The sequence below is a fragment of the Micromonospora sp. NPDC048830 genome, from assembly GCF_043198215.1.
Classification (GTDB): Bacteria; Actinomycetota; Actinomycetes; order Mycobacteriales; family Micromonosporaceae; genus Micromonospora.
Genome location: NZ_JBICUP010000003.1, coordinates 243,570 through 267,431, shown reverse-complemented (window position 1 = coordinate 267,431; position 23,862 = coordinate 243,570). Strand labels below are relative to the sequence as shown.

Below are 23,862 nucleotides of genomic sequence, written 5' to 3'. Positions count from 1 at the left end.
AGTTTCTGACCTTCGACAAGCCAGAAACCTAGACGGGACACGGCGTGCCCTGTTGATCAGGGCGTCAACCCACCCACGAGAACATCACAAGAGCCATTTTTCGGTCAGTCTCGCGGCCCGAACAGGCGAGCGCGAAACCTGGCCGAGTAAGCCAGACTGGCGCCTGCCGAGCTGCGCCCGCCCGATCCGACGCACGACTTTCGGCAGAAGCGGATGCGGAGTGGTCCGCCGAAGTAGGGGCGCCCGTTACGTGGTGTTACCGATCGCGGTTCGCGGCGCAGGACCCGGAGGTAACGGTCAGCGCCGGCCCGGCGGCTGCCCGCCGACTCGCCTACGTTCCGAGGCCGAACTGTCGGACCCGACAGCCGCAGCGTCCGGCAGCCGCCGCCGCAGATCCGCCAGCCGCCGCAGATCCGCGACAATCGCCCACAAAGCCGGACCAACTGTTCGCAGCAGGCAGCGGCACCAGCTTCAGGGAGCGCTTCAGGTGCCGTCGAGGCCATGGTGGGGCCGCACTCATGTACGGCGGCGGTCCACGGCGACGGGGCGACACCGGTGAGAGGGCTCGCCACGTCACCGCAGGGATCCATTATCGGAGGTACCAGCTCCGCCAACGACCCGCCGCAACGATAACCAAAGTCATCTAATTTCTCTACGATGCGGCACCGGGACGGGCGGCTGCCCGGTCACGCCGACGATAAGGCGAAGGGGCACGAAGCTGCGCGGCCGACGTGCGCCCTGGGTGAGCGCCGCCGGCCGGGTCCGCCTCACCTGAGGTACGCACCCCCTACCTCGCGGACGCGACCACGATAATGAATTCCGATTCGGATGTCACCGAGCGCGTGGCATCGGGCGGTAGTACGACGGCGCCAGCCCAAGCAGGAACGACCAGCAGTGGCCACCTGAGCCGGGGAAGGTGTCGACTGTTGACGCGGGCCCGGTGACGTGATGTGCTCGGCACGTAACGCTAACGGCAACCATGGTCGTTAAGGCCCTGAGGAGGACCATGTCTCTCACCGTGCCGCCTGCCCTGCTCGAAGCCGCCGAGACGGGCCCCGTGGATGACGACGCCTTCGTCGCCTGCGTCCGGGACTCCCTCCCGTACGCCTGGGACACCGTCAGTCGGGTGGTCGCCGACCTGGAGTCGTCTGGCGCCGAATTCGCTGACAACGTCGTGCCACCGCCCACTGAGGCGGAGCGCGGGCAACTGCTGCGCGCGCTGGCCAGCGACGCCATCCGGGCGGGCCTGGAGCGCCACTTCGGGGTGAAGCTGGCGTTCCAGAACTGCCACCGGGTGGCGGCGTTCCGGCTCGGCGCCGTGGACTCCGACACGTACCGCAGGTTCGTCTCGACTCGCGGACAGCTGCTCAACCAGTCGCCGGAGCTGCGTGATTGCTGACGCGCCCGGCGCCTCGCGACCCGGCGAGCAGGTCCAATGGCACCTGTTCCTGCTCGCCGGGCACCGCGCCGGCGGCACGCACGCGCAGGCACTGGCGGACGCGCACCGCTACGGCCTGGCCGCGGAGGCCGCCGGTTACGCCGGCGTCTGGGTCGCCGAGCACCACTTCATCTCCTATGGCGTGTGCCCGTCCGCCGTCACCTTCGCCGCGCACCTGCTCGGGGCGACCCGCCGCATCACCGTCGGCACCGCCGCCTGTGTGCTGTCGGTCCGGCATCCGGTGAGCCTGGCGGAGGAGGCGGTGCTGCTCGACGAGTTGTCCGGGGGCCGGTTCCGGTTGGGGATCGCCCGGGGCGGGCCGTGGGTAGACCTCGAGGTTTTCGGCACCGGCCTGGATCGCTGCACGCACGGCTTCGCCGACGCGGTGGAGATCGTGCTGCGGTGGTTGTCCGGCGCGGCGCAGGTCGCCGGCAACGAAAGGTTCCCCTTCCGGCCGGTGCAGGTGGTGCCCCGGCCCCGTCGGGGAGTGCCCGTGTGGGTCGCGGCGACCTCGCCCGCCACCGTGGACCTCGCCGCCCGCCACGGCCTCCCGCTGCTGCTCGGGCTGCACGCCGACCTGACGGAGAAGCGGGCGTTGCTCGACCGATACGTGCAGGTCGCCGCCGCGCACGGTCACGACAGCACGCAGGTGCCGCACGCCAGCGCCCATCTGGCGCACGTTGAGGACACCGACGCGGATGCCGCTCGGACGGTGCGAGAGCGGCTCCCGGCGTTGCTGGCCGGCACCAGGGAGTACGTCCGACTCGACGGCGCCGCGGCCGGCCCGCCCGACATCGACGAGTACGTCCGGCGTCTGATCGCCATGCACCCGGTCGGGTCGCCGCAGCGGTGCCGGGCGGCCGTGGACGCGGCCGCGGCACTTCCCGGCGTGCGGCACCTGCTGTTTCTGGTCGAGGTGACCGGGGACCGCGCGACGACCCTGCGCACCATTCGGCGGCTCGACGGTGAGGTGTTGCGCCAGCGGTAGCGGGGGCCGAGAAGGTGACGAACGGCCCGATGGCGAACCGTTACGGCGAGTCGCCCCGGATACTGCTCGGTAGGCTCGAGTCATCACGTACGCTCCCGATCATGGAAATGGTTTCCACTAGAGCGAAAGGGTGTCAGCGGTGAAGGTCGCGTTCGTGGGCAAGGGCGGCAGCGGCAAGACGACTCTCGCCGCGCTGTTCGTCCGGCATCTCGGTGGCCAGGGCCTGCCGGTGCTGGCCATCGACGCCGACATCAACCAGCATCTCACCGTCGCATTCGGCGGCGATGCGGACGCGCCGCGGGTGAGGCCGCTCGCTGAGCACCTGCCGGCCATCAAGGACTACCTTCGCGGGGCCAATCCCCGCATCGTCAGCGCGGATCGGATGGTCAAGACGACTCCGCCGGGGCGCGGTTCACGGCTGCTGCGGGTGGTCGAGGACAACCCGATCTACGCCGCCTGCGTACGGGAGGTCGGTGGAGTGCGGCTGGCGGTCACCGGCGAGTTCGCCGCCGAGGATCTCGGCGTGGCCTGCTACCACTCGAAAGTGGGAGCGGTGGAGCTGCTGCTCAACCACATGCTCGACGGGCCCGGCGAATACGTGGTGGTGGACATGACCGCGGGCGCGGACTCGTTCGCCTCCGGGCTGTTCACCCGCTTCGACCGCACCGTGCTGGTGTGCGAGCCGACCGTGCGCAGCGTCGGGGTCTACCGGCAGTACGCCGGCTACACCCGCGACTACGGCGTGGCCCTGTCGGTGGTCGGGAACAAGGTCGAGGACGCCAGCGACGTGGAGTTCCTCCGCGAGCACGTCGGCGGCGATCTGTTGACCTGGTTCGGCAGGTCTGGCTACGTGCGCCGAGCAGAGCGGGGCACGGTCGGCCCGCTGGCCGAACTCGAGCCCGCCAACCAGGCAGCCCTCGCCCAGCTCGTTGAGGCGGTGGACGACACACCGCAGGACTGGGCGGCCTTCACCCGGTGGGCGCATGAGTTCCACCGGCGCAACGCCGCCGCGTGGGCCAACGAGCGCGCCGGGGCGGACCTCACCGACCAGATCGACCCGGAGTTCCGGATGGGACCGCACGCGGTCAGTGAGCCCGCGGTGGTGGGCGGCTGACCCAGGGAGTCGTCAGTCAGGCGGCGCACTTGCCGCAGGTGCCGAAGATCTCCAGGGTATGACCGACGTCGGTGAAACCATGTTGGCGCGCGACCTGGTCAGCCCACCGCTCCACGGCAGGGCCGGCGACCTCGACCGCACGCCCGCACTTCCGGCACACCAGGTGATGATGGTGCCGGCTCTGGCTACACCGCCGGTACAGATACTCCCCGCCCGGCAGCCGCGTCGAGTCGATCTCGCCGGTGTCCACCAGCATCTGCAGCGTCCGGTAGACGGTGGTCAGGCCGACCCGCGCCTTGCGGTCGACGAGCATCTGGTGCAGCTGCTGCGCGCTGTGGAAGCCCTCCACCTCGCGCAGCAGCGCCAGCACCTCGGCGCGCTGCCGGGTGTTACGGGTCGCACCGGGCATTGTCTCGGTCACCGTCCGCCGTCTCCGCTCGTCCCGGCGCCTGTCTCGACGCCCGACTCCCATGTCCTCCCGTGACGCTGGCGGTCACGTGATATCCGAACCCATTATGCATTGCGCATATGTTCACACTCACGCTGTCGGCAACGGCAGGCCGGCGCAACGGAACAGGAGTGGCGTCAGGGCACCTGCGCCTCGCAGCGGCGACGAGTGCACATGTGACACCGAAGGCGCCTTGGTCACGGGCAGGTCACAACGCTTCGTGCGCTTAGTGACAACCGCTTTCAATGGGCGGATGATCCCCTTCAGCCGCGCCCGTCATCGGGCGCTCGCTCTGGGAGGAATCCGCCCGTGAGACACCTAACCGTTACCTTTCAGTGCGCTCTAGTGAGCACACGGTTGGTAGTCGCGCCTTGCGGTGGGACGGTCCCGGTCTGACCGACTGGTGTCGTGCCGGGTTCACGCTTCATGGCCACCCGCCCGCGTACGCGGGTCTTCTGGTCGGCTCCACGTGCTGCCACCGGGCCACTCCCGGCGGTGTCGTGCCTGGCCGTGAGGGCGGCCAGATTGAGCGAGGCGTTGAGATCTCGATTGAGGACCAGGCCGCACGCCTGGCAGTGGTACTCGCGCTCGGACAGGGCCAGCTTGGCGCGGCCCACGCCGTACGAGGGTGGGCCGGCGATCGTTGCACGGGTGTTGATATGAGCACCTGACAGCTAGACGCGCTTATTGCACATGACTACCGTTCCGCTAAACCGATGAGCAAGGAGCGGTTGTGACCCCATCCATTCGAATGCTCGGCGCCGTCCTGGCGATCGCGGCGATCGGCGCCGCTGCCGGCTGCGGTGCTGACACTGGCACCGCGACCGCGGCGAAGAACGGCACTATCGCGGTGGTCGCCACGACGCCTGAGGTCGCCGACTTCACGCGCAACGTCGGCGGCGACGCCGTCAACGTCACCCAGATCATCAAGCCGAACGTCGACCCCCACGACTACGAGCCCACCCCCGCCGACATCCAGGCCATCGGGGCCGCCACACTCGTCATCAAGAACGGCGTCGGGCTCGAGGAATGGCTCGACGCCACCATCTCCTCGGCCGGCTTCAAGGGCACCGTCGTCGACACCTCACAGGGAGTGGCCCTGCGCAGGGGCGACCCCGGCGACGAAGAGACGAAGGACGGCGACCCGCACATCTGGCACAACCCCCGCCACGCCAAAATCATGGCGGAGAACATCACGAAGGCCCTCGTCACCGCCGACCCCGGCCATGCCGACACCTACCGCGCGAACTTCCAGGCGTACGCGGCGAAGCTCGACAAGCTCGACGCCGACAACGAGCGCAAGCTCGCCGCCCTGCCAGCGGACGACCGCAAGCTGGTCACCAACCACGACGCGTTCGGCTACTACATCGACCGCTACCAGCTGCAGTTCATCGGCGCGGTGATCCCCAGTCTGGACACCAGCGCCGAGCTGTCCGCCACCCAGATCAGCGACCTCGTGGTGAAGATCAAGGCCACCGGCACCAAGGCGATCTTCAGCGAGAGTTCCCTACCGCCCAAGGCCGCCGAGGCGATCGCCCGCCAGGCAGGCGTGAAGGTGGTCGGCGGGGAGGACGCCCTCTACGGCGACAGCCTCGGCCCCGAAGGCACCCCCCAGGGCACCTACCTCGGGGCCGAGGAACACAACACCGACACCATCGTGGCAGCCCTCGGTGGCTGAACCCACCGCCGCGCCGGTAGCCGATTCCGCCCTGCACCTCGCGCAGGCCGGCGTCGGCTACCGGCGCCACGCCGTCCTCACCGACGTGAATCTCACGGTGGCGCCCGGCCAGGTCGTCGCCCTCGTCGGCGCCAACGGCGCCGGCAAGTCCACCCTCATCAAGGCCGTCGTCGGCCTCGCCGACATCCTCGCCGGCACGATCACCGTCGGCGGACGACCAGCGCGGCGCGCCCGCGGCGCGGCCGCCTACGTGCCGCAGGTCGACACCCTCGACGCGGACTTCCCCGTCACCGCCGCCGACGTCGTGCTCATGGGCCGCTACCGGCCCGCCCGCTGGCTACGGCAGATCCGCGCGACCGACCGTGCCATCGCCGCAGACGCGCTGGCGCGAGTCGGGCTGGCCGACCGTGCGCGCACCCGCTTCGGGCTGCTGTCCGGAGGCCAACGCCAACGGGTCCTGCTCGCTCGCGCCATCGCCGCCCAGGCCCGACTGATGCTGATGGACGAACCCTTCAACGGTCTCGACGTCACCAGCCAGGACGTCATCGTGACGCAACTGCGGGACCTCGCCGCCGCCGGCACCGCCGTTCTGCTCAGTACCCACGACCTGCGCCTGACCCGCGACCTCGCCGACACCGCCTGCCTCATCCGCGGCGGCCGCGCCGTCACCGGTCCCACCGAACAGGTCCTCGCGGAGCTGCCCGGCGCCTACGGCTACGGCAGCCAGGCCGCCGACCTGCACGCCGCGCGGCCCGGGCGGTGACGGCATGAGTGGTCTCGTCGCGCCGTTCAGCGTGCCGTTCATGGGCCGCGCCCTCGCCGAGCTGCTCCTGCTCGCCGTGGTGTGCGGGCCGGTCAGCGTACTGGTCTTCCTGCGCCGGCTGGCCTTCGTCGCCGACGCGCTGACCCACACCGTCTTCCCCGGCGTGGTCCTCGGATTCCTCGTCGCCGGCTGGACCGGCATCGCCGGCGGCGCGCTCGTCGCCGCCCTGCTGACCGCGGTAGCGCTCACCGGGCTCACCCGCTGGGGTCTGCTCAGCGACGACACCACCGTGGCCGTGCTGCTGACCGCCATGTTCTCCCTCGGCGTCGTGCTCGTATCCCGGCAACACTCCTACACCAGCGACCTGACCGCGTTCCTGTTCGGCCGGCTGCTCACCGTCACCCCCGCCCAGCTCGCGCAGACCGCCGTGCTGGCCGCGATCGTGCTCACCGGCCTCGCCGTCACCGCCCGGCCGCTGGTCCTGCGGGCCTTCGACCCCATCGCCGCCGCCACCGCCGGCTACCGCCTCACCCTGCTGGATCTCGGGCTCAACACGGCCGTCGCGCTGGTCGTCGTCGCCGCCGTGCAGGCCGTCGGCACCATCCTGGTGGTCGCCCTGCTCATCGTGCCCGCCGCCACCGCGCGCCTGCTGACCGACCGGCTCACCGCCATGGCCGTGATCGCCACCGCCGTCACCGGTCTTGCCGCCTACCTGGGCCTGCTGGCCAGCTGGACCACCTCCGTCCGGTACGGCGTCCGGCTCACCTCCGCCGCCGCGGTGGTGCTCACCCTCGTGGCCTGCTACCTGCTCGCCCTGCTCGCCGGCCACCCCCGCCGCCCGCCGACCCCACCCACTGCGACGGTGACCCGGTGAGCTGGCTACTTCAGGACACCTTCGGCCGCGCCCTGGTCGAAGCCGTCGCCGTCGGGATGCTCACCGGACTGGTCGGCGTGCACGTCGTGCTGCGCCGGCTGTCGTTCTTCACCATGACCATGGCCCACGCCACGTTTCCCGGCGTGGTCGCCGCCTCCATCCTCGGCATCAACATCTACCTCGGCGGCGTGGTCGCCGGGTTGCTGACCGCCGCCGCCGTCGCCGCCCTGGCACGTACCCGCGGCCAAGAGACCACCGCCGCGACCGGGGTCATCCTCTCCGCCGGCTTCGCGCTCGGCGTCGCGCTGGTCGCCACCCAGAACGGTTTCAGCCGGGACCTGTCCGCCTTCCTCGTCGGCTCGATCCTCACCGTCACCACCGAGAACCTGGTCGTGACCGCCGCCCTGCTGGCCATCACCACGGTCGCGCTCACCGTCGGGGGCCGGCACCTGCTGTACGTCGGTTTTGATCCCGCCGGCGCCCGCGCCGCCGGGTACCGCGTCCGGCTGCTCGACCTCGCTCTCCTGCTGCTGGTCGACCTCGTCGTCGTCGCGATCGTGCCTGCCGTCGGCACCATCCTCGCCCTGGCGCTGATCGTCGCCCCCGCCGCGGCCGCCCGCGCCTGGACCGACCGTCTCGCCCCCATGACCGCTCTCGCCGCCACACTCGGTGCCGGCAGCGCGGTCGCGGGACTGTGGTTCTCCCGGCTGTGGGATGTTGCTGCCGGTGGCAGCATCTCGCTGGCCGCCGCCGCCGTCCTGCTCGTGTCGCTGGCGGCGCACCGCCTGCGCGACGGGTTCCGCACGATCTTCCTCAGCGCGACGTGACCGCCGAACCCGCCTCGATCGAGGAGATCAGCGAGCTGCTACGCACCATCGCCCACCCGGCGCGCATCCGCATCCTGCTGCAGCTCACGCGAGCCGACGCCTGCGTCACCGAACTTTCGGGCGTACTGCAGCTACCCGCCCCGCACGTGTCGCACCAGCTTCGGCACCTGCGCCACGCCCGCCTCGTACGCCGCTACCGCCAGCAGGGCCGGATGCAATACGCGCTCACCAGCGTCCCCGCCGTATCTCTCGTCCTGGACGTGCTCAAGCACTGCAGTTGACATCCTCCCGGCCCTGATGGGCGGAGATTCCCACGGTCGCCCGTGAGGCTTCCTGTTTCATCGCGGCGGGGAGTTGATCAATCCGAAGACGGCGTGAGCGGCGGCTCGCGCCGCCTGCTCGTCCGTACCGGGGGCGACCGCGCGGATCGCAGTCGCCCAGATCTCGACGTAGTTGCGTTGCAAGCGGCGGACCCGGCACCGATCGGCCTCGCCGAGGCTGGCGAGGTCGCGGCTTTGGACGACGATGAGGGCTGGCTGGTCGAGGGCGAACTCGACGTGCCAGTCGACCAGCGTGGCGAGGACCGCGGTCAGGTCGTCGAGGCCTGCTGTCCGGCGGCGCGCCTCGGTCAGCAGCCGTTCGCTGACGCCAACCAGCATGTCTCCCAGGATCGCCTCCTTGTTGGCGAAGTGCCGGTAGAGCGCGGGTCGGGAGATGTCCACCGCGCGCCGATGTCGTCGGCGCCGGGGTCCTGGGCGTCGCCGCCAGGTTGCGCGCCGCGTTGGACTTCTTCCGCAAGAGCGATATGGCAAGCTACCAAAAATGCGACAATCCGGGCATGCCCGCTGAGCCGACCGACGCGCGGAGCAGATCCGCGTCGACCGCCGCGCAACTACGGCGGTCGACGGCGGCAAGTTTCGTCGGGACCGCTATTGAATGGTATGACTTCTTCCTGTTCGGGCTGGTCACGGCGACCGTGTTCGACCGTCTGTTCTTTCCCCGACTCAATCCGACGGCGGGCACCCTCGCTTCCCTCGCAGCCTTCGCCGTGGCCTTTGTCGCCCGACCGCTAGGCGGCGTGCTGTTCGGACATATCGGGGACCGGATCGGGCGAAAAGCGACGCTCATCCTCACGCTGCTGATAATGGCCGTCGGCACGAGTGTCATCGGCCTGTTGCCCACCTACAGTGCGATCGGGATCTGGGCGCCAGCCCTGCTGGTGATCGCCCGGCTGGTGCAAGGGCTGTCGGCCGGCGGCGAACTGGGCGGCGCCATCCTCATAGCTGTCGAACCCGCGCCCGCCAAGCGTCGCGGCTACTACGGCTCGTGGCCGACACAGGGGGTGAACGCAGGCCTGGCGCTGGCCAGTGCGGCCTATCTGTTGGTGGTTCACCTGACCGGGAACTCGCTTCTGAGCTGGGGCTGGCGCATCCCGTTCCTGGCCAGCGCAGTGTTGCTGCTGGTCGGACTCTATGTCCGGCTGCGGGTACTGGAGACGCCGGAGTTCCGCGAGATCCGCAAGTCGGGGCAGCGGGCCGCCGTCCCGATCGCCGTCATCCTGCGGCACCACAAGCGGGCCCTGTTGATCGGGATGGGTGCGCTGACGGCGGGGACCATCCCGTTCTACATCGCCACCGTGTTCACCCTGTCCTATGGACCGAAGCAACTCGGCATGTCGCCGCAGATGATCCTGGCCGGTACGGTGGTCGCGGCGCTGGTGGCGGTACCGCTGATCCCGCTGCTCGGCGCCTTGTCCGACCGGCTGGGCCGGATCCGGGTGCTCAAGGCCGGCGCGGTGTACATGGCACTCATCGCGTTCCCGTTCTTCTGGCTGTTCGAAACAGGCGATCCCGTGCTGGTGGGCCTGGCGCTGTTGTTGGTGGTGGCGGTCGGCACGGCAGTGACCTTCGGCGTCCTGACGAGCTTTCTCGCCGAGTTGTTCGACGCTCCGGTACGCTACTCCGGCATTGCCCTGTCGTATCAGCTGAACGCGGTGTTGACCAGCGCTCCCGCACCATTCGTGGCGGCCGGGCTGTACGCCTGGGCGAAAGGTTTCTGGCCGGTCGCGGTATACATGATCGTCGGCTCCCTGGTCGCCCTCGTTGCCCTGGTGGCCGCTGGACGCAGGTCTGATGGCCCCGGAGAGCATCGATAATCGGTGCGCCACCACTTCTCCTGCTGACCCACCACGCTTCGGATGTGTCGGCAGCCGCGAAGGACGAGCGCCCGCGCCGCTACCGGTGCGGGCGTTCACAAGGGTCGGCGACCGCACCAGCCGTCCGGCGGTCGAGACTGCCGCCGGCGCGAACACCACGCCGGCGGCCCTCCTCCCGGTCGATGGAATCCGTCCGTGTCTCGCGGCCTACGGCCTGGTCATTCCTCGTCGTGCACCCGCACCAAGTTGCGCCGACGTCGTCGATTCGGACGTCAGCGCGGCGGGTGGCGTCGTCACCAGGACGCCTTGCGGATCCCCGGCAGTTCGCCCCGCAGCGCCATCTCCCGGAACCGCACCCGCGACAGCCCGAAGCGGGTCAGCACACCTCGCGGTCGGCCGTCGATGACGTCGCGGTTGCGTAGCCGCACCGGGCTGGAGTCGCGGGGCAGCCGCGCCAGTTGGCGGACGGCGTCGTCCCGCACCGCCGGGTCGGTGTCCGGGTGGGCGATGGTCCGCTTCAGCTCGGCGCGGCGCTGCGCGTGGCGAGTGACCAGGTCGGCGCGGCGGGCCTGCCGGTTGGCGAGGCTCTTGCGGGCCATGTCAGCGCGCCTCTCGGAACTCGACGTGCCGGCGGACGACCGGGTCGTACTTGCGCAGCACCAGTCGGTCGGGGTCGTTGCGGCGGTTCTTGCGGGTGACGTACGTGTAGCCGGTGCCGGCGGTGCTGCGCAGCCGGACGATCGGGCGGACGTCGGTCTGCCGGGCCATCAGACCGTCACCCCCTGGGCGCGCAGCTCCGCGACGACCTTTTCGATGCCCTTGCGGTCCACGGTCTTCAGCGCCTTGGCGGTCAGCGTCAGGCGGACCCAGCGTCGCTCCGAGGGCAGCCAGTAGCGGTGGTTCTGCAGGTTGGGGTTCCACCGGCGGCGGGTGCGCCGGTGGGAGTGGGACACGGCGTTGCCGAAGCTCGGCTTCGCGCCGGTGACATCACAGCGACGGGACACAAGCACTCCTCAAGGTTTGCCTTAACGATAACGGTTTTCATTCTTACCGTGGCCGGTCGGCAGCCTCCGCCCGGGGTCCCCGAACGACCTCGGCCGACGCCGGCGAGCCGGGACGATTCCCGACGCCACGGGCAGATCGCCCACGACCACCGACGCCACCGGGCCAACCCGGCACTTTCCTGCGAGAAGACCTTGCCTGCCGCCCGCCGTCGACCACATGCCTATAATGACAATCGTTTTCGACTAAGTCGAGAGGACCGTGATGTCGACGTCCCCGCTCGCACCGGCCAACGCCGGAGTTCCGGCGTCCGACGCCCGACCGTCGTTGACCGTGCTCAGTGGCTTCTGGCCGTCCGCCACGTACGCCGTGGCCCGCAGCCTGCTCGCGGCGGACCCGTCGCTGCTGCTGATCCGCCACGACCTCGCCGGCCTAGGGGCCGGCACCGTCCACCGCATCGTGCGCGACCGCGAGGGAATACTCGAGGACGAGCGCATCACGCTCGCGCACGGCTGTGTCTCCTGCACCCTGCGCGAGGACGTACTGCCGACCCTTGCCCGGCTGGCGCGTGCCCACCCACGCCGGGACCTGGTGCTGATGCTGCCGGAGGTGGTCGAGCCGGAAGCCGTCGCCGCGGTCTGCGCGCACTGCCTGGTCGACGGCGCGCCGATCACCGACCTGCTGCACGTCGACTCGTACGTCACCGTCGTCGACGCCGAGCACCTGCTCGACGGGCTGGCCAGCACCGACGGCCTCAAGGCCCTCGGCATCCACACCGCCGACAACGACGACCGCGGGCTCGCCGACGTCGTCGTCCGCCAGATCGAGTACGCCGACACCCTCGTGCTGTGGGGACAGTCGCGGGAGGGCCCGTACGACACCAGCCGGCTGTCGGTGCTGCTGGAGCGCATGGCGCCGTGGGCGACCCAGGTGCGGGTCGACGGTGAGGTCATCGACGCCAGCACGCTGGCCCGCCAGCTGCGCGGCACCAGTCGGCACCGCCCCGAGATCCCCGGTGTCCTGACCCGCGGGTTGGAGGGCTACAGCCTCGGCCTGCACGATCCGCACCCCGACTGCGGAGTGGTGTCCGTGGTCTTCCGCGCCCGCCGCCCCTTCCACCCACGACGGCTACACGACGTCCTCGAGGAGGTCAACGCCGAGGTGATCCGCTCCCGGGGGCACCTGTGGCTGGCCAGCCAACCGGACAGCGTCATCGCCTGGGACTTCGCCGGCGGCGGCCTCAGCCTCGGCTCCCTCGGCCGCTGGCTGGCCGCCCTCCCCGACCGGCACTGGGACGAGGCGTCCGACCACCGCCGGCTCGCCGCCACCCTCGACTGGGACCTCTACTACGGCGACCGGCACCAGCACCTCGTCTTCATCGGCCTCGACCTCGACCCCGCCGGCCTGCACCGCACCCTCGCCGGCTGCCTGCTCACCGACGCCGAACTCGCGGACGGTGAGGACACCTGGCGCGGCTACGACGATCCGTTCACCGGCTGCTTCCCACTCGCCGACCTCGACCCGACCGACACCGAAGGAGAACCCGTATGAGGCCCGACATCCACCCCAGCTACAAACCCGTCGTCTACCGCGACCGCGCCGCCGACTTCGCCTTCCTCACCCGCTCCACGGCCACGAGCGACCAGACGATCGAGTGGACGGACGGCCACACCTACCCCGTCATCGACGTGCAGATCTCCTCCGCCAGCCACCCCTTCTGGACCGGCAAGCAGCGCCTGCTCGACACCGAGGGCCGGGTGGAGAAGTTCCGCGCCAAGTACGCCCGCCGCGGACCGCAGCAGCCACGATGACCGCGGCGCGTATCGGCTGGGCGGTGCACGCACCCCGAGCCCGCGCCGCTATTGGAAACAGTTTTCGGTTTCGTGTTCTAGTGCTAGCCCGAAGCCGCCGCCCTGAGAGGGAGACGTATGACCCAGCCGTACCGGCCAGCCGAGTGCCTGGAGGCCGTAAGCGCCTGCCTGGCGGAGGTGCTCGATCTCGACCCGCTACAGGTGCAGCCCGATGTGCGGCTCACCGAGCTGGGCCTGGAGTCGTTCACGGCCGTGCGGCTGCGGCGCCGGCTGCGCGAGGATCTCGACGCCGACCTGCCGCTGACCGTCTTCCTGGACGGGGCGACACCACGCACGGTCGCGGCCGCAGTGGAGTCGGCACGCCAGCAGGCCACCGACTCGATCCGAAGCGTGCCGGAGCAGGTAACCGTCTCCGCCGACTCCGGACGCGAGGCGTTCCCCCTCACCGCGGTCCAGGCCGCCTATCTGGTGGGCCGAGACCCGTCCTTCCCGCTGGGCGGCGTGGCGACCTTCTTCTACTTCGAGTACGACCGGCAGCCCGCGGGCGATCCGGAACTGGACGTGCTGCGGCTGGAGGCGGGCTGGAACCGGCTGGTCGCCCGTCATCCCATGCTGCGGATGGTGGTCGACGCCGACGCGCGGCAGCACATCCTGCCCGCGGCGCCGCCCTACCGCATCGCGGTGGTCGACCTGCGCGCCCGCGACGACGAGGACGTCGCCGGTGAGCTTGCCCGGCTGCGGCACCAGTTTTCCCACCAGCTACGGCCGGTTGAGGTGTGGCCGCTGTTCGACGTGCGGGCGGCGCTGCTGCCGGACGGGCGGACTCGCCTGTTCGTGGGGATGGACATCATCGCGCTGGACATGGCGAGCTGGATGCGGCTGATGCGCGAGTGGGGGCAGCTCACCGCTGACCCCGACGCGGACCTGGCGGAGGTGTCCACCACGTTCGCGGCGGTGCTGGCCCGCCGCGAACTCGATCCGGCTGAGGCGGTGCGGCGGGCCGCCGATCACGACTACTGGTCGCAGCGGGTGCCGGCCCTGCCGCCCGGTCCGGCCCTGCCATGGGCGAAGGCGGCCGCCGACCTCGGCGTGCCGCGTTTCACCCGGTACGCCGCCGAGCTGACCGACCAGCAGTGGGCAGGTCTGCGGCGCCGCGCCGCGGCCCGTGGCATGTCCGCGACGGCGGTGCTGCTGGCCGCGTGCGCGCTGGTGCTGCACCGCTGGGGTGCCACCGCGCCGTTCTGTCTGAACACCACGCTGTTCGACCGGCCCGATGATGCCGGCCTCGATGCCGTCGTGGGCGACTTCACCACCACCGTGCTGAGCGAGTCCCCGGCCGTCGACCTCACCGCGTGGGACGGGTTCGGCTCGTACGCCGCCGTGGTGAACCGCCGGTTCTGGACGGACCTGGACCACCGCTCCGTCTCCGCCGTCGAGGTGCTGCGCGAACACCGCGACGGCGACCTCACCCCGGCGTACCCGGTGGTGTTCACCAGCGGTGTGGGCCTGGGCGGCGACGGCGCGGGACCGACCGCCTGGCTCGGGCGGGAGGTGTTCGGGGTGTCGCAGACCCCGCAGGTGCTCGTCGACCACATCGTGTGGGACGAGGCCGACCGCCTGCGGATCGCCTGGGACACCGTCGACGGCTGCCTGCCCGACGGCTTCGCCGCCGCGATGCGCGATGCGCACCTGCGCCTCCTGAGGCGTCTCGCCGACGATGAGGCCGCCTGGTCCGATCCGGCGCTGGGGTGGGATCCGTCGTTCCTGCCGGACGAGCCGCTGGACCGTGCGCCGTTCGGCGATGCGGGGCCGCTGATCGACGATCCGCTGCGGGCAGCCGCCGCGCTGGCGCCGGACGCGGTCGCGCTGCTCGGCGACGGCGGCCCGGTGACGCACGGCGACCTCGCGGCGCGCGCCAGGCGCACGGCCGCGGCGCTGACCAGCCTGGGTGTCGGGCCCGGCGACCTGGTGGCGGTGGCGGCGCCCAAGGGCGCCGCACAGATCGCCGCCGTCCTCGGTGTCACGGCCAGCGGGGCCGGCTATGTCCCCGTGGAGCCGACCTGGCCGGCGCCCCGCATCGCCTCGGTGTGCAGCCAGGCCGGCATCCGGCACGCCCTCGTGGTCGGCGAGGCGCACCCGTCGTGGCCCGACGGGGTGCGGGTGCACCAACCGCAACCGGACGGCGCCCTGCCGGCGCCGCAGATCGACGACCGCCGCCGGGCGGCACCGGACGATCTGGCGTACACCATCTTCACCTCCGGCTCGACCGGGCGGCCCAAGGGCGTCGCGGTGGAGCACCGGCAGGCCCGCACCACCCTCGACGACCTGGCCGACCGGTTCCCGCTGACCGTCGACGACCGGGTCCTGGCACTGTCGGCGATGAGCTTCGACCTGTCGGTGTACGACGTGTTCGCCGTCCTCGGCGCCGGCGCGGCGATGGTGTTGCCGGATCCGGCCCGGCAGCGCGACCCGGGCCACTGGCTGGACCTGATGCACCGTCACCGGGTCACCGTGTGGAACACCGCCCCGGCGCTGCTGGAGATGCTCGTCGAGTACGCCGAGATCGACCCGGACGCGGCCACGGCCGCGCTGTCGGCGCTGCGGCTGGTGCTGCTGTCCGGTGACTGGATCCCGGTCACCCTGCCCGACCGGCTGCGGGCCCTGGCTCCCGGGGCGCAGGTGGTCAGCCTCGGCGGCGCCACCGAAGGCGCGATCTGGTCGATCTGCTACCCGATCGGCCCGGTCGACCCGTCGTGGCCGAGCATCCCGTACGGGCGCGCGCTGCGCGGCCAGTCGTTCCACGTCCTCGACGACAACGGCCGGCCATGCCCCGTCGGGCATGCCGGGGAGCTGTACATCGGCGGTGACGGGGTGGCCCGCGGCTACATCGGCGACCCGGAACAGACCGCACACCGCTTCTCCACCCACCCGGTGCTGCGCCGCCGCGTCTACCGCACCGGTGACCTCGGTCGGTGGCGGCCCGACGGCACCATCGAGTTCCTCGGCCGGGTCGACCGGCAGGTCAAGATCCGCGGCCACCGCATCGAGCTGGGCGAGATCGAATCCGTGCTCGACCGGGCGCCCGGCGTGCGGCAGTGCGTGGCCCGCTCCGTACCCGGCCCGGACGGCCGTCCCCGCCTGGTGGTCTACGTCGCGGCCGCCGACCCCGGACGCCGCGCCGAGCGACGAGGAGCTGGCCGCCCGGCTGCGGGCCAGCCTGCCGGACTACATGGTGCCGAGCCAGTTCGTCCGCCTGGCCGCGCTGCCGGTGACCGAGAACGGCAAGGTCGACTACGCCGCCCTGCCGAACCCGTACGAGGCTGCCTCGGTCCCGGCTGCCGCCGTCGCAACCGGCGACACCGGGGCCGGCGAAGCTCCGCTTGCACCGCCGCCTGGCGCCGGCCGGTTGCCGGCGTTGCTGCAGGACGCCGCGCGCCTGGGTCTACAGCTACGCGTCACCGTGCACCCGGGGCGCCTGGACCCAGCCGCGGCCCTGGCGGCGGCGGCCGCCCTGGCGGCCGGCGGCCCCCTGCCCCTCGCCGACGGGTACGAGATGACGCCCCGCCTGGCCGACGACGCGCTGCTGGAGCTCGCCGTCACCGCCCGCTCGGCGCCGCCGGCCGTCGACAAACCGGCAACCACGCTCGAACCCGCGCTCGCCCCACACATCGCCGACCTGCCGGACCCGGAGCTGGAGCGCGGCATCGCGGCCGTTCTCGGCGACCTGCTGGGCGCGCCGGTCGACGTCACCACCCCGTTCTTCCGGCTCGGCGCCACCTCGCTGACCCTGGTTCGCGCCCACCGGAGGCTGGCCGCCGAGGTCGGCGGCGACCTGGCGGTGGTCGACCTGTTCACCCATCCCACGGTGCGCGACCTGGCACGCCACCTCACCGCCCGACGGTCCGGCGGCGCACCCACCGCCGCCGGGAATCAGGGCCTTCCCGCGTTGGTCGCCGCCCCCGGTCCCCTCGATGCCGGCACCCACTCCCCTGCCGGAGAACCGCCGCAGCCGCCCGCCGGCGTGGCGCCGCGGCCGGCGGGCCGGCGGCAGGCTCGGGCCGTCGCGGCGGAGGCCGCCCGATGACCGGCGGGCCGATCGCGGTCACCGCCGCGTCCTGCCGGTTTCCCGGCGCGGTCGACGTCGACGCCTTCTGGCGGCTGCTCGTCGACGGCCGCGAGGGGCTGACCCGGTTCACCGACGAGGAGTTGGCCGACCGGGGTGTGCCGCGGCGGCTGCGCCGTGACCCGGCCTACGTGCCGGTCGGTGGGCTGATCGAGGGGCAGGAGCTGTTCGACCCGGTGCCGTTCGGGCTCACCGACGCCGAGGCCGCGCTGCTCGACCCGCAGCAGCGGCTTTTCCTGGAGTGCTGCTGGCAGGCCCTGGAGCAGGCCGGGCACGGCGGGGGCCGCGACGCCGGTGCGGTCGCCGTGTTCGCCGGCGCGGCGCACAGCGCGTACCTGACCAGTAACCTCGCCGGCCGGTGGGACCCCACGGGCGGCGGCGCCGACCCGGGCGGCAGCCTGCAGACCGCGATCAGCACCCACACCGACTACCTGCCGCTGCAGGTCGCGTACCGGCTCAACCTGACCGGGCCGGCGATCGCGGTCAACACCACCTGCTCCACCTCCCTGGTCGCGGTGCACCTGGCCGCGCAGTCGCTGCTGGCCGAGGAGTGCGACACCGCGCTGGCCGGCGGGGTGTCGCTGATCGTGCCGCAGGGCCGCGGCTACCGGCACGTCCCGGACGGGATCTTCTCCGCCGACGGGCGGGTCCGCCCGTTCTCCGCCCGCGGCACTGGCATCGTCTACAGCCAGGGCGCCGGCGTGGTGGTGCTGCGCCGGCTGGCCGACGCCCTCGCCGACGGCGACCCGGTGCTCGCGGTGCTGCACGGCAGCGCGGTCAACAACGACGGCGCGGACAAGGCCGGATTCACCGCCCCGTCGGTACGCGGGCAGGCCCGCGTCGTGGCCGAGGCCCTCGCGGTCGCCGGTGTCGAGCCACGCCAGGTCGGTTACGTGGAGGCGCACGGCACCGCCACCCGGCTCGGCGACCCCGTCGAGGTGGCGGCGCTACGGCGGGTCTTCGGCGCCGACGGGCCGGCCTGGTGCGGGCTCGGCTCGGTGAAGGGCAACGTCGGCCACGCCAACTCCGCCGCCGGCATCGCGTCGTTCATCAAGACCGTGCTGGCCCGCTTTCACGGGATCGTGCCGGAATCGCTGCACGCCAAGCCGGTCAACGACCTGCTCGGCCTGGACGGCTCACCGTTCGACGTCGTCACCGAGACCCGGCCGTGGCCGGCCGCGCCGTACGCCGGGGTCAGCTCGTTCGGCATCGGCGGCACCAACTGCCATGTGGTGCTCGGCCCCGCACCGCACCAGCCGCCGTCGGCCCCGGACGGGCGGCCGCAGTTGCTCGTCGCGTCCGGCCACACCCCGCAGGCGGCCGCCGCCACGGGGGCCGCGCTGGTCGCGGTGCCGGCCGACGAACGGCTGGCCGACGTCGCGTACACGCTGCAGGTGGGGCGCGCGCACGGCCCGCATCGAGTGGCCGGCGTAGCGGATGTCGGGCGACGGCGGCGGATGTCGGCGCCGGTGGCCGCGGCGACGCGGCCACCCCGGCTGGTGTTCGCCTTCCCCGGCGCCGGCAGCGCGTTCGCCGGCATGGGTGGGCAGCTCTACGAGCAGGAACCCGTCTTCGCCGCCGCCGTGGACACATGCGCCGACCTGCTCGCCGGCGAGCTCGGCGCCGACGTGCGCGCGGCGCTGCGCCCGGACACGGACCCGGCGCGGCTGGCCGACGCCGCGTTCGGGTTGCCGGCGCTGTTCGCCGTCTCGGTCGCCACCGCCCGACTGCTCGACAGCTGGGGTGTCCGACCGGACGTGGTGCTGGGCCACAGCGTCGGCGAGTACGCGGCCGCCGTCGCCGCCGGAGTGTTGAGCCTGCCTGAGGCCGCCCGCCTGATCGCCGTGCGGTGCACGCACGTCGCCCGGTCCGCCGGTGGCGGGGCGATGCTGGCGGTGCCGCTGCCCGCCCGGGAGGTGACCGGGCTGCTCGCCGGGCACCCGGCGCTCGACCTGGCGGTGCTCAACGCGCCGGACGCGTGCGTCGTTGCCGGCCCGGCGGCGCCGCTGCAGGCGCTGGAGGAGGCGCTGCAGTCCGACGGCGTCGCGGTGACCCGCCTGCGGGTGTCCGCCGGGCTGCACTCCCGGCTGGTCGAGCCGGCCCTGCCTGCGCTGCGTGCGGCGGCCGACACGATCCGCCCGCGGCGGCCACGCGTCGAGTACGCGTCGACCGTCACCGGCGCCCTCGCCGACGCCGAGCTGACCGACCCCGGCTACTGGGTGCGGCAGCTGCGCCAACCGGTCAGGTTCTCCGAGGCGCTCCGCGCCGCCGTCGGAGACGCCCCGGCCGTGCTGGTGCAGGCCGGGCCGGGTGCCGCGCTGGTGACCCTCGCCCGACGGCACGGGTTGGCCGCCCTGCGCGACGCGCTCGCGACGCTGCCGGCCGACGAGCCGGGCGCCGACGCGGTCACCCTGCGGGAGGCGGTCGGCGGCCTGTGGTGCCACGGCACGCCGGTCGACCTCGCCGCCCTGCACCTGCCGGGCCGTCGCAAGGTCACCGCGCCCGGGTACGCCTTCCAACGCCGGCGCCTGTGGATGGACCCGGCGGACACCAGCAGCAGCGCCGGCGACGGCCAGACCGACACCGACGAGCCGCTGCTCGTGCCGGTGTGGCACCAACAGCCCCCGGCACCAGCCGCGCCGCGGCTGCCCGGCAACTGGCTCGTCGTGCCCGGCGTCGACCAGCGGCTCGCCCGGGCGGTCGTCGACGCTGTCCGCGCCGCCGGTGGCGCGGCCCGCACCTGCGACGCCGACAGCGACCTCGCGGCCCAGGACGAGCCGGCGTGGGCCGGACTGATCGTCCTACCCGGCGCGCCGGTCGGCGAGGACATCGTGGATGCCGACGCCGGCGCCGCTGCTGGTGCTGGTGCCGCTGCTGGTGCTGGTGCCGCTGCTGGTGCTGGTGCCGCTGCTGGTGCTGGTGCCGCTGCTGGTGCTGGTGCGGGCGCCGGCATCGGTGCCGTGGCGGCTGAGGTGGTCCGCGCCGCCACGCTGGCCGGCCGGCTCGCCGCGGCCCCGGTCCCGCTGCTCGTCCAGGTCACCCGCAACGCCCTCGCCGTCCTGCCGGCAGAACGGCCGGATCCCGCCGGTGCCGCGGCCCGCGTGCTGCCCCGCGTCATCGCCCAGGAGCGGCGCGGGCTTCGGTGGCGCACCATCGACATCAGCGGCGACGACGGCACCGGGACGGTCGCGGCCCACGTGGTCGCCGAGGCGGCGGATCTCGCCGACGGTACCGGGTCGGGCATGGAGGTGGCTGTCCGCGGCGAGCAACGCTGGCGGCGCACCGCCGTGTCGTGGCGCCCAGCAGCCGGGGACTCCGAGGCCACCGCAGGGACAGCGGTGATCGTCGGCGGGCTCGGCGAGGTCGGCCTGACCATCGCCGGTCACCTCACCGGCGCCGGCCACCGCGTGGTGCTCACCTCCCGGCACGGCGAACCGCCGCCGGACAGCGACCGTGGCCGGGCGTTGACCGCGCTGCGCGACGGCGGCGCCGACGTCACGGTGCGGCGGCTCGACGTCACCGACGCTGCCGCCACCGTCGCCCTGCTCGCAGAGCTGTCCGACCGAGGACCGCTCGCGCTGCTGGTGCACGCCGCCGCAGCAGTCGGCGACGACCGGTGGGTGATGCTGCGCGACACCGCACCCGCCGACGTCAACTGGCATCTCGCGCCCAAGCTGACCGGCGCAGGTGTCCTGCGCGACGCCGTCGCCGCGCTGCCGGACGAGCGTCGACCCGGTCTGGTGCTGCTGATGTCCTCGGCGGCCACCATGCTCGGCGGCGTCGGCACCGGCCCGTACGCGGCGGCCAACGCCGCCCTGGAGGCGTACGCCCACACCGCCCCCACCGGACGGACCCGGTGGCTGGCCGTGGCGTGGGACGGCTGGCGCACCAGCGCCCACCGCGAAGACGCCGCCGTCACGCTGACGAGCACCCTGGACGCCGCCAGCGGCCTCGCCGCCCTCGACCGGCTCCGCGGCGCGGTCACCGCACCACCGGTGGTGGCGGTGTCCCACCGCGACCTGGTCACGGCGATGGCCGCTGCGGCCCGGGCCGGAGCGCAGGCCGCGCCGGCCGCACCGGTCGCGTCGGCGGAATCGGCGCTGACGGCGGTCGAACGCGCGGTCGCCGACGTGTGGGCGCGGTTGACGGGCAGCCCGGTCGACAGCCCGACGGCCGACTTCTTCGCCCTCGGCGGCCACTCCCTGCTGGCGACGCGGATGCTCGCCGAGCTGCGCGACCGGTTCGGTGCCGACCTGCGCCTGCGTGACCTGCTCGACCACCCGACCGTCGCCGGCCTGGCCACGCTGCTGAACCCGGCCGCCGGTGTCCCGGCAGCCGAACCCGCGGCGGTGGCGCTGCCGTCGCCGGCTGGTCCATCGGGCGTCGACGCGGACGGCACGTTCCCGCTCACGCGAGTACAGCACGCCTACTGGGTCGGCCGCGCCGGTGGCTACCGGTGGGGAGACCGGCCCTGCCATTTCTACCTGGAGTACGACTGCCCGAACCTCGACCTCGACCGCTATCAGCAGGCGTGGCGGCAGGTGATCGACCGGCACCCGATGCTGCGGGCCGTCGTCACCACCCAGGGCCGCATGCGCGTTCTCGACGACCTGCCCGCCTACCGCGTCCGGGTCCACGATCTGACCGGCGCCGACGATGAGCACCGACAGCACCGCCTGGCCGCGCTGCGCGAGCGGATCTCCACCCGGCCCGGCCCACCGGAGACGTGGCCGCTGTTCACCGTGCAGGCCGCCCGCCTGCCCGACGGCGCGGTCCGGCTGTTCATCGGCGTCGACGTGCTGATCTGCGACGCGTCGAGCTGGTGGCTGATCGACCGGGACCTGCGCGCCTTCTACACCGATCCGCACGTTCCCTTGCCGGCGCCGGTGGTGCACCCCGCCGCCTGCGTGGCGGCGCTCGATGCCCGCCGCGCCGGCCCGGCCGCGGCGAAGGCTGCCGCGTACTGGCGGCAGCGGCTGCCCGGCCTGCCACCGGCGCCGGCCCTGCCGGTGGCCGAGCACACCGCCGCCCGGTTCGTGCGTCGCACCGCCCGGCTGTCCCCGACCCGGTGGCGGGCGCTGCAACGGCACGCCGCGCGGCACCGGCTCACTCCGAACGCGGTGCTGCTGGCCGCCTACGCCGACGCCCTGCAGGAGTGGTCCGGCAGTGACCGGTTCAGCGTCATGCTCACCCTGTTCGACCGGCCGGACGACCTGCCCGGCGCGGGTGCGGTCGTCGGTGACTTCACCTCCCTGATCGTGCACGAGGTGGACCGGCGCGCACCGGCGCCGTTCGTCGGGCGGGCCGCCGCAGCGCAGCAGCGGCTGTTCGCCGACCTGGACCACCGGGAGTTCTCCGCGCTGGACGCCCTGACCGAACGCTCCGCCGCCGGAGGACAGCTCGCGTCGGTGCCGGTGGTGTTCACCAGCGCCCTCGGTGTGGCCGACATGATCGGCGAGGACCACGACCTGCAGTGGGCCGGCCGGCAGGTCTACGGGGTGAGCCAGACCCCGCAGACCCTGCTCGACCATCAGGTGCTCGAACAGGGCGGCGAGCTGTGGCTGCAGTGGGACGCCCTCGAACCGGTCCTCGACCCCGGTCAGGTCCAGGCGGCGTTCGACGCCTACGCCACCGCGCTGACCCGCCTGGCCGACGACGCGGACGCCTGGACCGACCAGCCGGCCGCCGGCTCCCACAGCCGCCCGGCACCGGTCACGTACCGGCCGGCACTGGCCGAGCTGCCGGACGTCGCGCTGCCGATCCGCGCCGGCACCGGAGCGCACAGGCTGTTCCTGATGCATCCGTCCGGCGGAGACATCCTGTGCTACACCGAGCTGGCCCGGCTGCTCGACGAGCGGGTGAACGTGGTGGCGCTGACCGACCCGGCCCTGGTCGGCGCGGCAGCACCGGACACCGTCGCCGACCTCGCCGCGCTGTACCTGGCCGTGGTGCGGCGGCTGCAACCGGCCGGCCCGTACCTGATCGGCGGCTGGTCGATGGGCGGCAGCGTCGCCCAGGAGATGGCCCGCCAGGCCCACGCCGACGGCACGCCGGTGCCGCTGCTGGCCATGGTGGACTCCAACGACCCGACCCACATCCGCCCGATTTCCGGCACGCCGCCGCAGGTGCAGGCCGATCTGGTCGTCCGCCATCTCGGCGCGCTGGAGGCCTACCTCGGCATCGACCTGGACAGCACCCGGCCCGGCCTGCGGGACCGGCTGGCCGCCGCCACCGAGGACGACCGATACGGCCACGCCGAACGGCGGCTGCGTGCCCACCGGCTGCTCGGCCGCGGCGAGCAGGTCCGCGACCGACTGGCGGTCCTCGACCGCCACCTGCGGGCCCTGGCCGCCCACGAGCCGGCCCGGCTCGACGCCACCGACACCACCACCCTGCTGGTACGCGCCGAGCAGCCGGCGCCGCGCAACTCCGGCATCGGCATGGGCGTCGACGACACCCCACCCGGCGAAGCCGCCCTGGGCTGGGCCCGGCATCTGACCGGTCCGCTGCGCGTCGTCGGCGTCGACGCCCACCACTACTCGGTGCTGCGCCGCCCCGCGGTCGCCGCCGTCGCCGACGCGATCAACGAAGCGCTGCACCCGCACCTGTCCACGAACAACGGCATCCGATCCTGAAGGTGA

19 protein-coding genes and 2 pseudogenes are annotated in these 23,862 nt (G+C 72.8%); 15 read left to right on the top strand and 6 right to left on the bottom strand.

All coding sequences use genetic code 11. The features are described 5' to 3' along the window. Window positions 1-1,006 precede the first annotated feature (1,006 nt). The 3 genes from ACGFIZ_RS05315 to ACGFIZ_RS05305 all read left to right on the top strand — a co-directional run bounded on the left by ACGFIZ_RS05315 (window position 1,007) and on the right by ACGFIZ_RS05305 (window position 3,540). Entirely contained in the window at window positions 1,007-1,399 is a 393-nt protein-coding gene (locus ACGFIZ_RS05315; RefSeq protein ID WP_393416040.1) for an SCO5389 family protein, read from the top strand. Continuing rightward, window positions 1,389-2,426: an LLM class flavin-dependent oxidoreductase gene (locus ACGFIZ_RS05310; protein ID WP_393416038.1), complete on the top strand. Its 1,038-nt coding sequence runs from the start codon at window positions 1,389-1,391 to the stop codon at window positions 2,424-2,426. Before ACGFIZ_RS05315 ends, ACGFIZ_RS05310 begins: the two co-directional genes overlap by 11 nt. Before the next feature lie 139 nt (window positions 2,427-2,565). Continuing rightward, a complete protein-coding gene (locus ACGFIZ_RS05305) occupies window positions 2,566-3,540 on the top strand; it encodes an ATP-binding protein (protein ID WP_393416036.1) in 975 nt (324 codons plus the stop codon). Window positions 3,541-3,556: 16 nt separating this feature from the next. Here ACGFIZ_RS05305 and ACGFIZ_RS05300 read toward each other — a convergent pair whose 3' ends face one another. Continuing rightward, window positions 3,557-3,949 carry a Fur family transcriptional regulator gene (locus tag ACGFIZ_RS05300; protein WP_393416068.1) on the bottom strand — a complete coding sequence of 131 codons (393 nt, stop codon included), beginning with the start codon at window positions 3,947-3,949 and terminating at the stop codon, window positions 3,557-3,559. Window positions 3,950-4,320: 371 nt separating this feature from the next. Continuing rightward, window positions 4,321-4,605 carry a zinc ribbon domain-containing protein gene (locus ACGFIZ_RS05295; protein WP_393416034.1) on the bottom strand — a complete coding sequence of 95 codons (285 nt, stop codon included), beginning with the start codon at window positions 4,603-4,605 and terminating at the stop codon, window positions 4,321-4,323. Between the two features lie 116 nt (window positions 4,606-4,721). Between ACGFIZ_RS05295 and ACGFIZ_RS05290 the strand changes: the two genes are divergently transcribed. The 5 genes from ACGFIZ_RS05290 to ACGFIZ_RS05270 are packed head-to-tail and all read left to right on the top strand — an operon-like array spanning window position 4,722 to window position 8,411. Continuing rightward, window positions 4,722-5,666 (top strand): metal ABC transporter substrate-binding protein, encoded by a 945-nt coding sequence (locus ACGFIZ_RS05290; protein ID WP_393416032.1) that lies wholly within the window; start codon window positions 4,722-4,724, stop codon window positions 5,664-5,666. Beyond that, a complete protein-coding gene (locus ACGFIZ_RS05285; protein ID WP_393416030.1) occupies window positions 5,659-6,429 on the top strand; it encodes a metal ABC transporter ATP-binding protein in 771 nt (256 codons plus the stop codon). Before ACGFIZ_RS05290 ends, ACGFIZ_RS05285 begins: the two co-directional genes overlap by 8 nt. A 4-nt stretch (window positions 6,430-6,433) precedes the next feature. After that, window positions 6,434-7,303: a metal ABC transporter permease gene (locus ACGFIZ_RS05280; RefSeq protein WP_393416028.1), complete on the top strand. Its 870-nt coding sequence runs from the start codon at window positions 6,434-6,436 to the stop codon at window positions 7,301-7,303. Beyond that, window positions 7,300-8,130, top strand: a complete 831-nt coding sequence (locus ACGFIZ_RS05275; RefSeq protein ID WP_393416026.1) for a metal ABC transporter permease — start codon at window positions 7,300-7,302, stop codon at window positions 8,128-8,130. The genes ACGFIZ_RS05280 and ACGFIZ_RS05275 overlap by 4 nt, the downstream gene beginning before the upstream one ends. Further along, entirely contained in the window at window positions 8,127-8,411 is a 285-nt protein-coding gene (locus ACGFIZ_RS05270) for an ArsR/SmtB family transcription factor (protein ID WP_393416023.1), read from the top strand. The genes ACGFIZ_RS05275 and ACGFIZ_RS05270 overlap by 4 nt, the downstream gene beginning before the upstream one ends. A 57-nt stretch (window positions 8,412-8,468) precedes the next feature. On the opposite strand, the gene ACGFIZ_RS05265 is transcribed toward ACGFIZ_RS05270, so the two are convergent. After that, entirely contained in the window at window positions 8,469-8,852 is a 384-nt protein-coding gene (locus ACGFIZ_RS05265) for a TetR/AcrR family transcriptional regulator (RefSeq protein WP_393416021.1), read from the bottom strand. Window positions 8,853-8,911: 59 nt separating this feature from the next. On the opposite strand from ACGFIZ_RS05265, the gene ACGFIZ_RS05260 reads away from it, so the two are divergent. Beyond that, window positions 8,912-10,285, top strand: coding sequence for an MFS transporter (locus ACGFIZ_RS05260; protein WP_393416019.1), 1,374 nt, complete (start codon window positions 8,912-8,914; stop codon window positions 10,283-10,285). A 293-nt stretch (window positions 10,286-10,578) separates the two neighbouring features. On the opposite strand, the gene rpsN is transcribed toward ACGFIZ_RS05260, so the two are convergent. Genes rpsN through rpmB form a run of 3 tightly spaced genes read right to left on the bottom strand, consistent with a single transcriptional unit; the run spans window position 10,579 to window position 11,289 of the window. Beyond that, window positions 10,579-10,884, bottom strand: a complete 306-nt coding sequence (rpsN, locus tag ACGFIZ_RS05255; protein ID WP_393416017.1) for a 30S ribosomal protein S14 — start codon at window positions 10,882-10,884, stop codon at window positions 10,579-10,581. Between the two features lies 1 nt (window position 10,885). After that, window positions 10,886-11,053: a 50S ribosomal protein L33 gene (gene rpmG / locus ACGFIZ_RS05250; protein ID WP_013287204.1), complete on the bottom strand. Its 168-nt coding sequence runs from the start codon at window positions 11,051-11,053 to the stop codon at window positions 10,886-10,888. Beyond that, window positions 11,053-11,289, bottom strand: coding sequence for a 50S ribosomal protein L28 (rpmB, locus tag ACGFIZ_RS05245; protein WP_089006389.1), 237 nt, complete (start codon window positions 11,287-11,289; stop codon window positions 11,053-11,055). The genes rpmG and rpmB overlap by 1 nt, the downstream gene beginning before the upstream one ends. Window positions 11,290-11,551: 262 nt before the next feature. Between rpmB and ACGFIZ_RS05240 the strand changes: the two genes are divergently transcribed. From ACGFIZ_RS05240 to ACGFIZ_RS05215, 6 genes and pseudogenes are all read left to right on the top strand, one after another. Continuing rightward, the gene (locus tag ACGFIZ_RS05240) at window positions 11,552-12,838 is read left to right on the top strand and encodes a CobW family GTP-binding protein (RefSeq protein ID WP_393416015.1); all 1,287 of its coding nucleotides are present in this window, start codon (window positions 11,552-11,554) and stop codon (window positions 12,836-12,838) included. After that, the gene (locus tag ACGFIZ_RS05235) at window positions 12,835-13,098 is read left to right on the top strand and encodes a type B 50S ribosomal protein L31 (protein ID WP_393416012.1); all 264 of its coding nucleotides are present in this window, start codon (window positions 12,835-12,837) and stop codon (window positions 13,096-13,098) included. The genes ACGFIZ_RS05240 and ACGFIZ_RS05235 overlap by 4 nt, the downstream gene beginning before the upstream one ends. A 117-nt stretch (window positions 13,099-13,215) precedes the next feature. Then, window positions 13,216-16,143 (top strand): annotated as a pseudogene (locus ACGFIZ_RS05230) (amino acid adenylation domain-containing protein); the annotation flags it as partial. A 184-nt stretch (window positions 16,144-16,327) separates the two neighbouring features. Beyond that, window positions 16,328-17,182: a phosphopantetheine-binding protein gene (locus tag ACGFIZ_RS05225; RefSeq protein ID WP_393416066.1), complete on the top strand. Its 855-nt coding sequence runs from the start codon at window positions 16,328-16,330 to the stop codon at window positions 17,180-17,182. Further along, window positions 17,179-19,539 (top strand): annotated as a pseudogene (locus tag ACGFIZ_RS05220) (type I polyketide synthase); the annotation flags it as partial. The gene ACGFIZ_RS05225 and the pseudogene ACGFIZ_RS05220, both read left to right, overlap by 4 nt. Window positions 19,540-20,463: 924 nt before the next feature. After that, the gene (locus tag ACGFIZ_RS05215) at window positions 20,464-23,856 is read left to right on the top strand and encodes an SDR family NAD(P)-dependent oxidoreductase (protein WP_393416064.1); all 3,393 of its coding nucleotides are present in this window, start codon (window positions 20,464-20,466) and stop codon (window positions 23,854-23,856) included. Window positions 23,857-23,862: the final 6 nt, after the last annotated feature.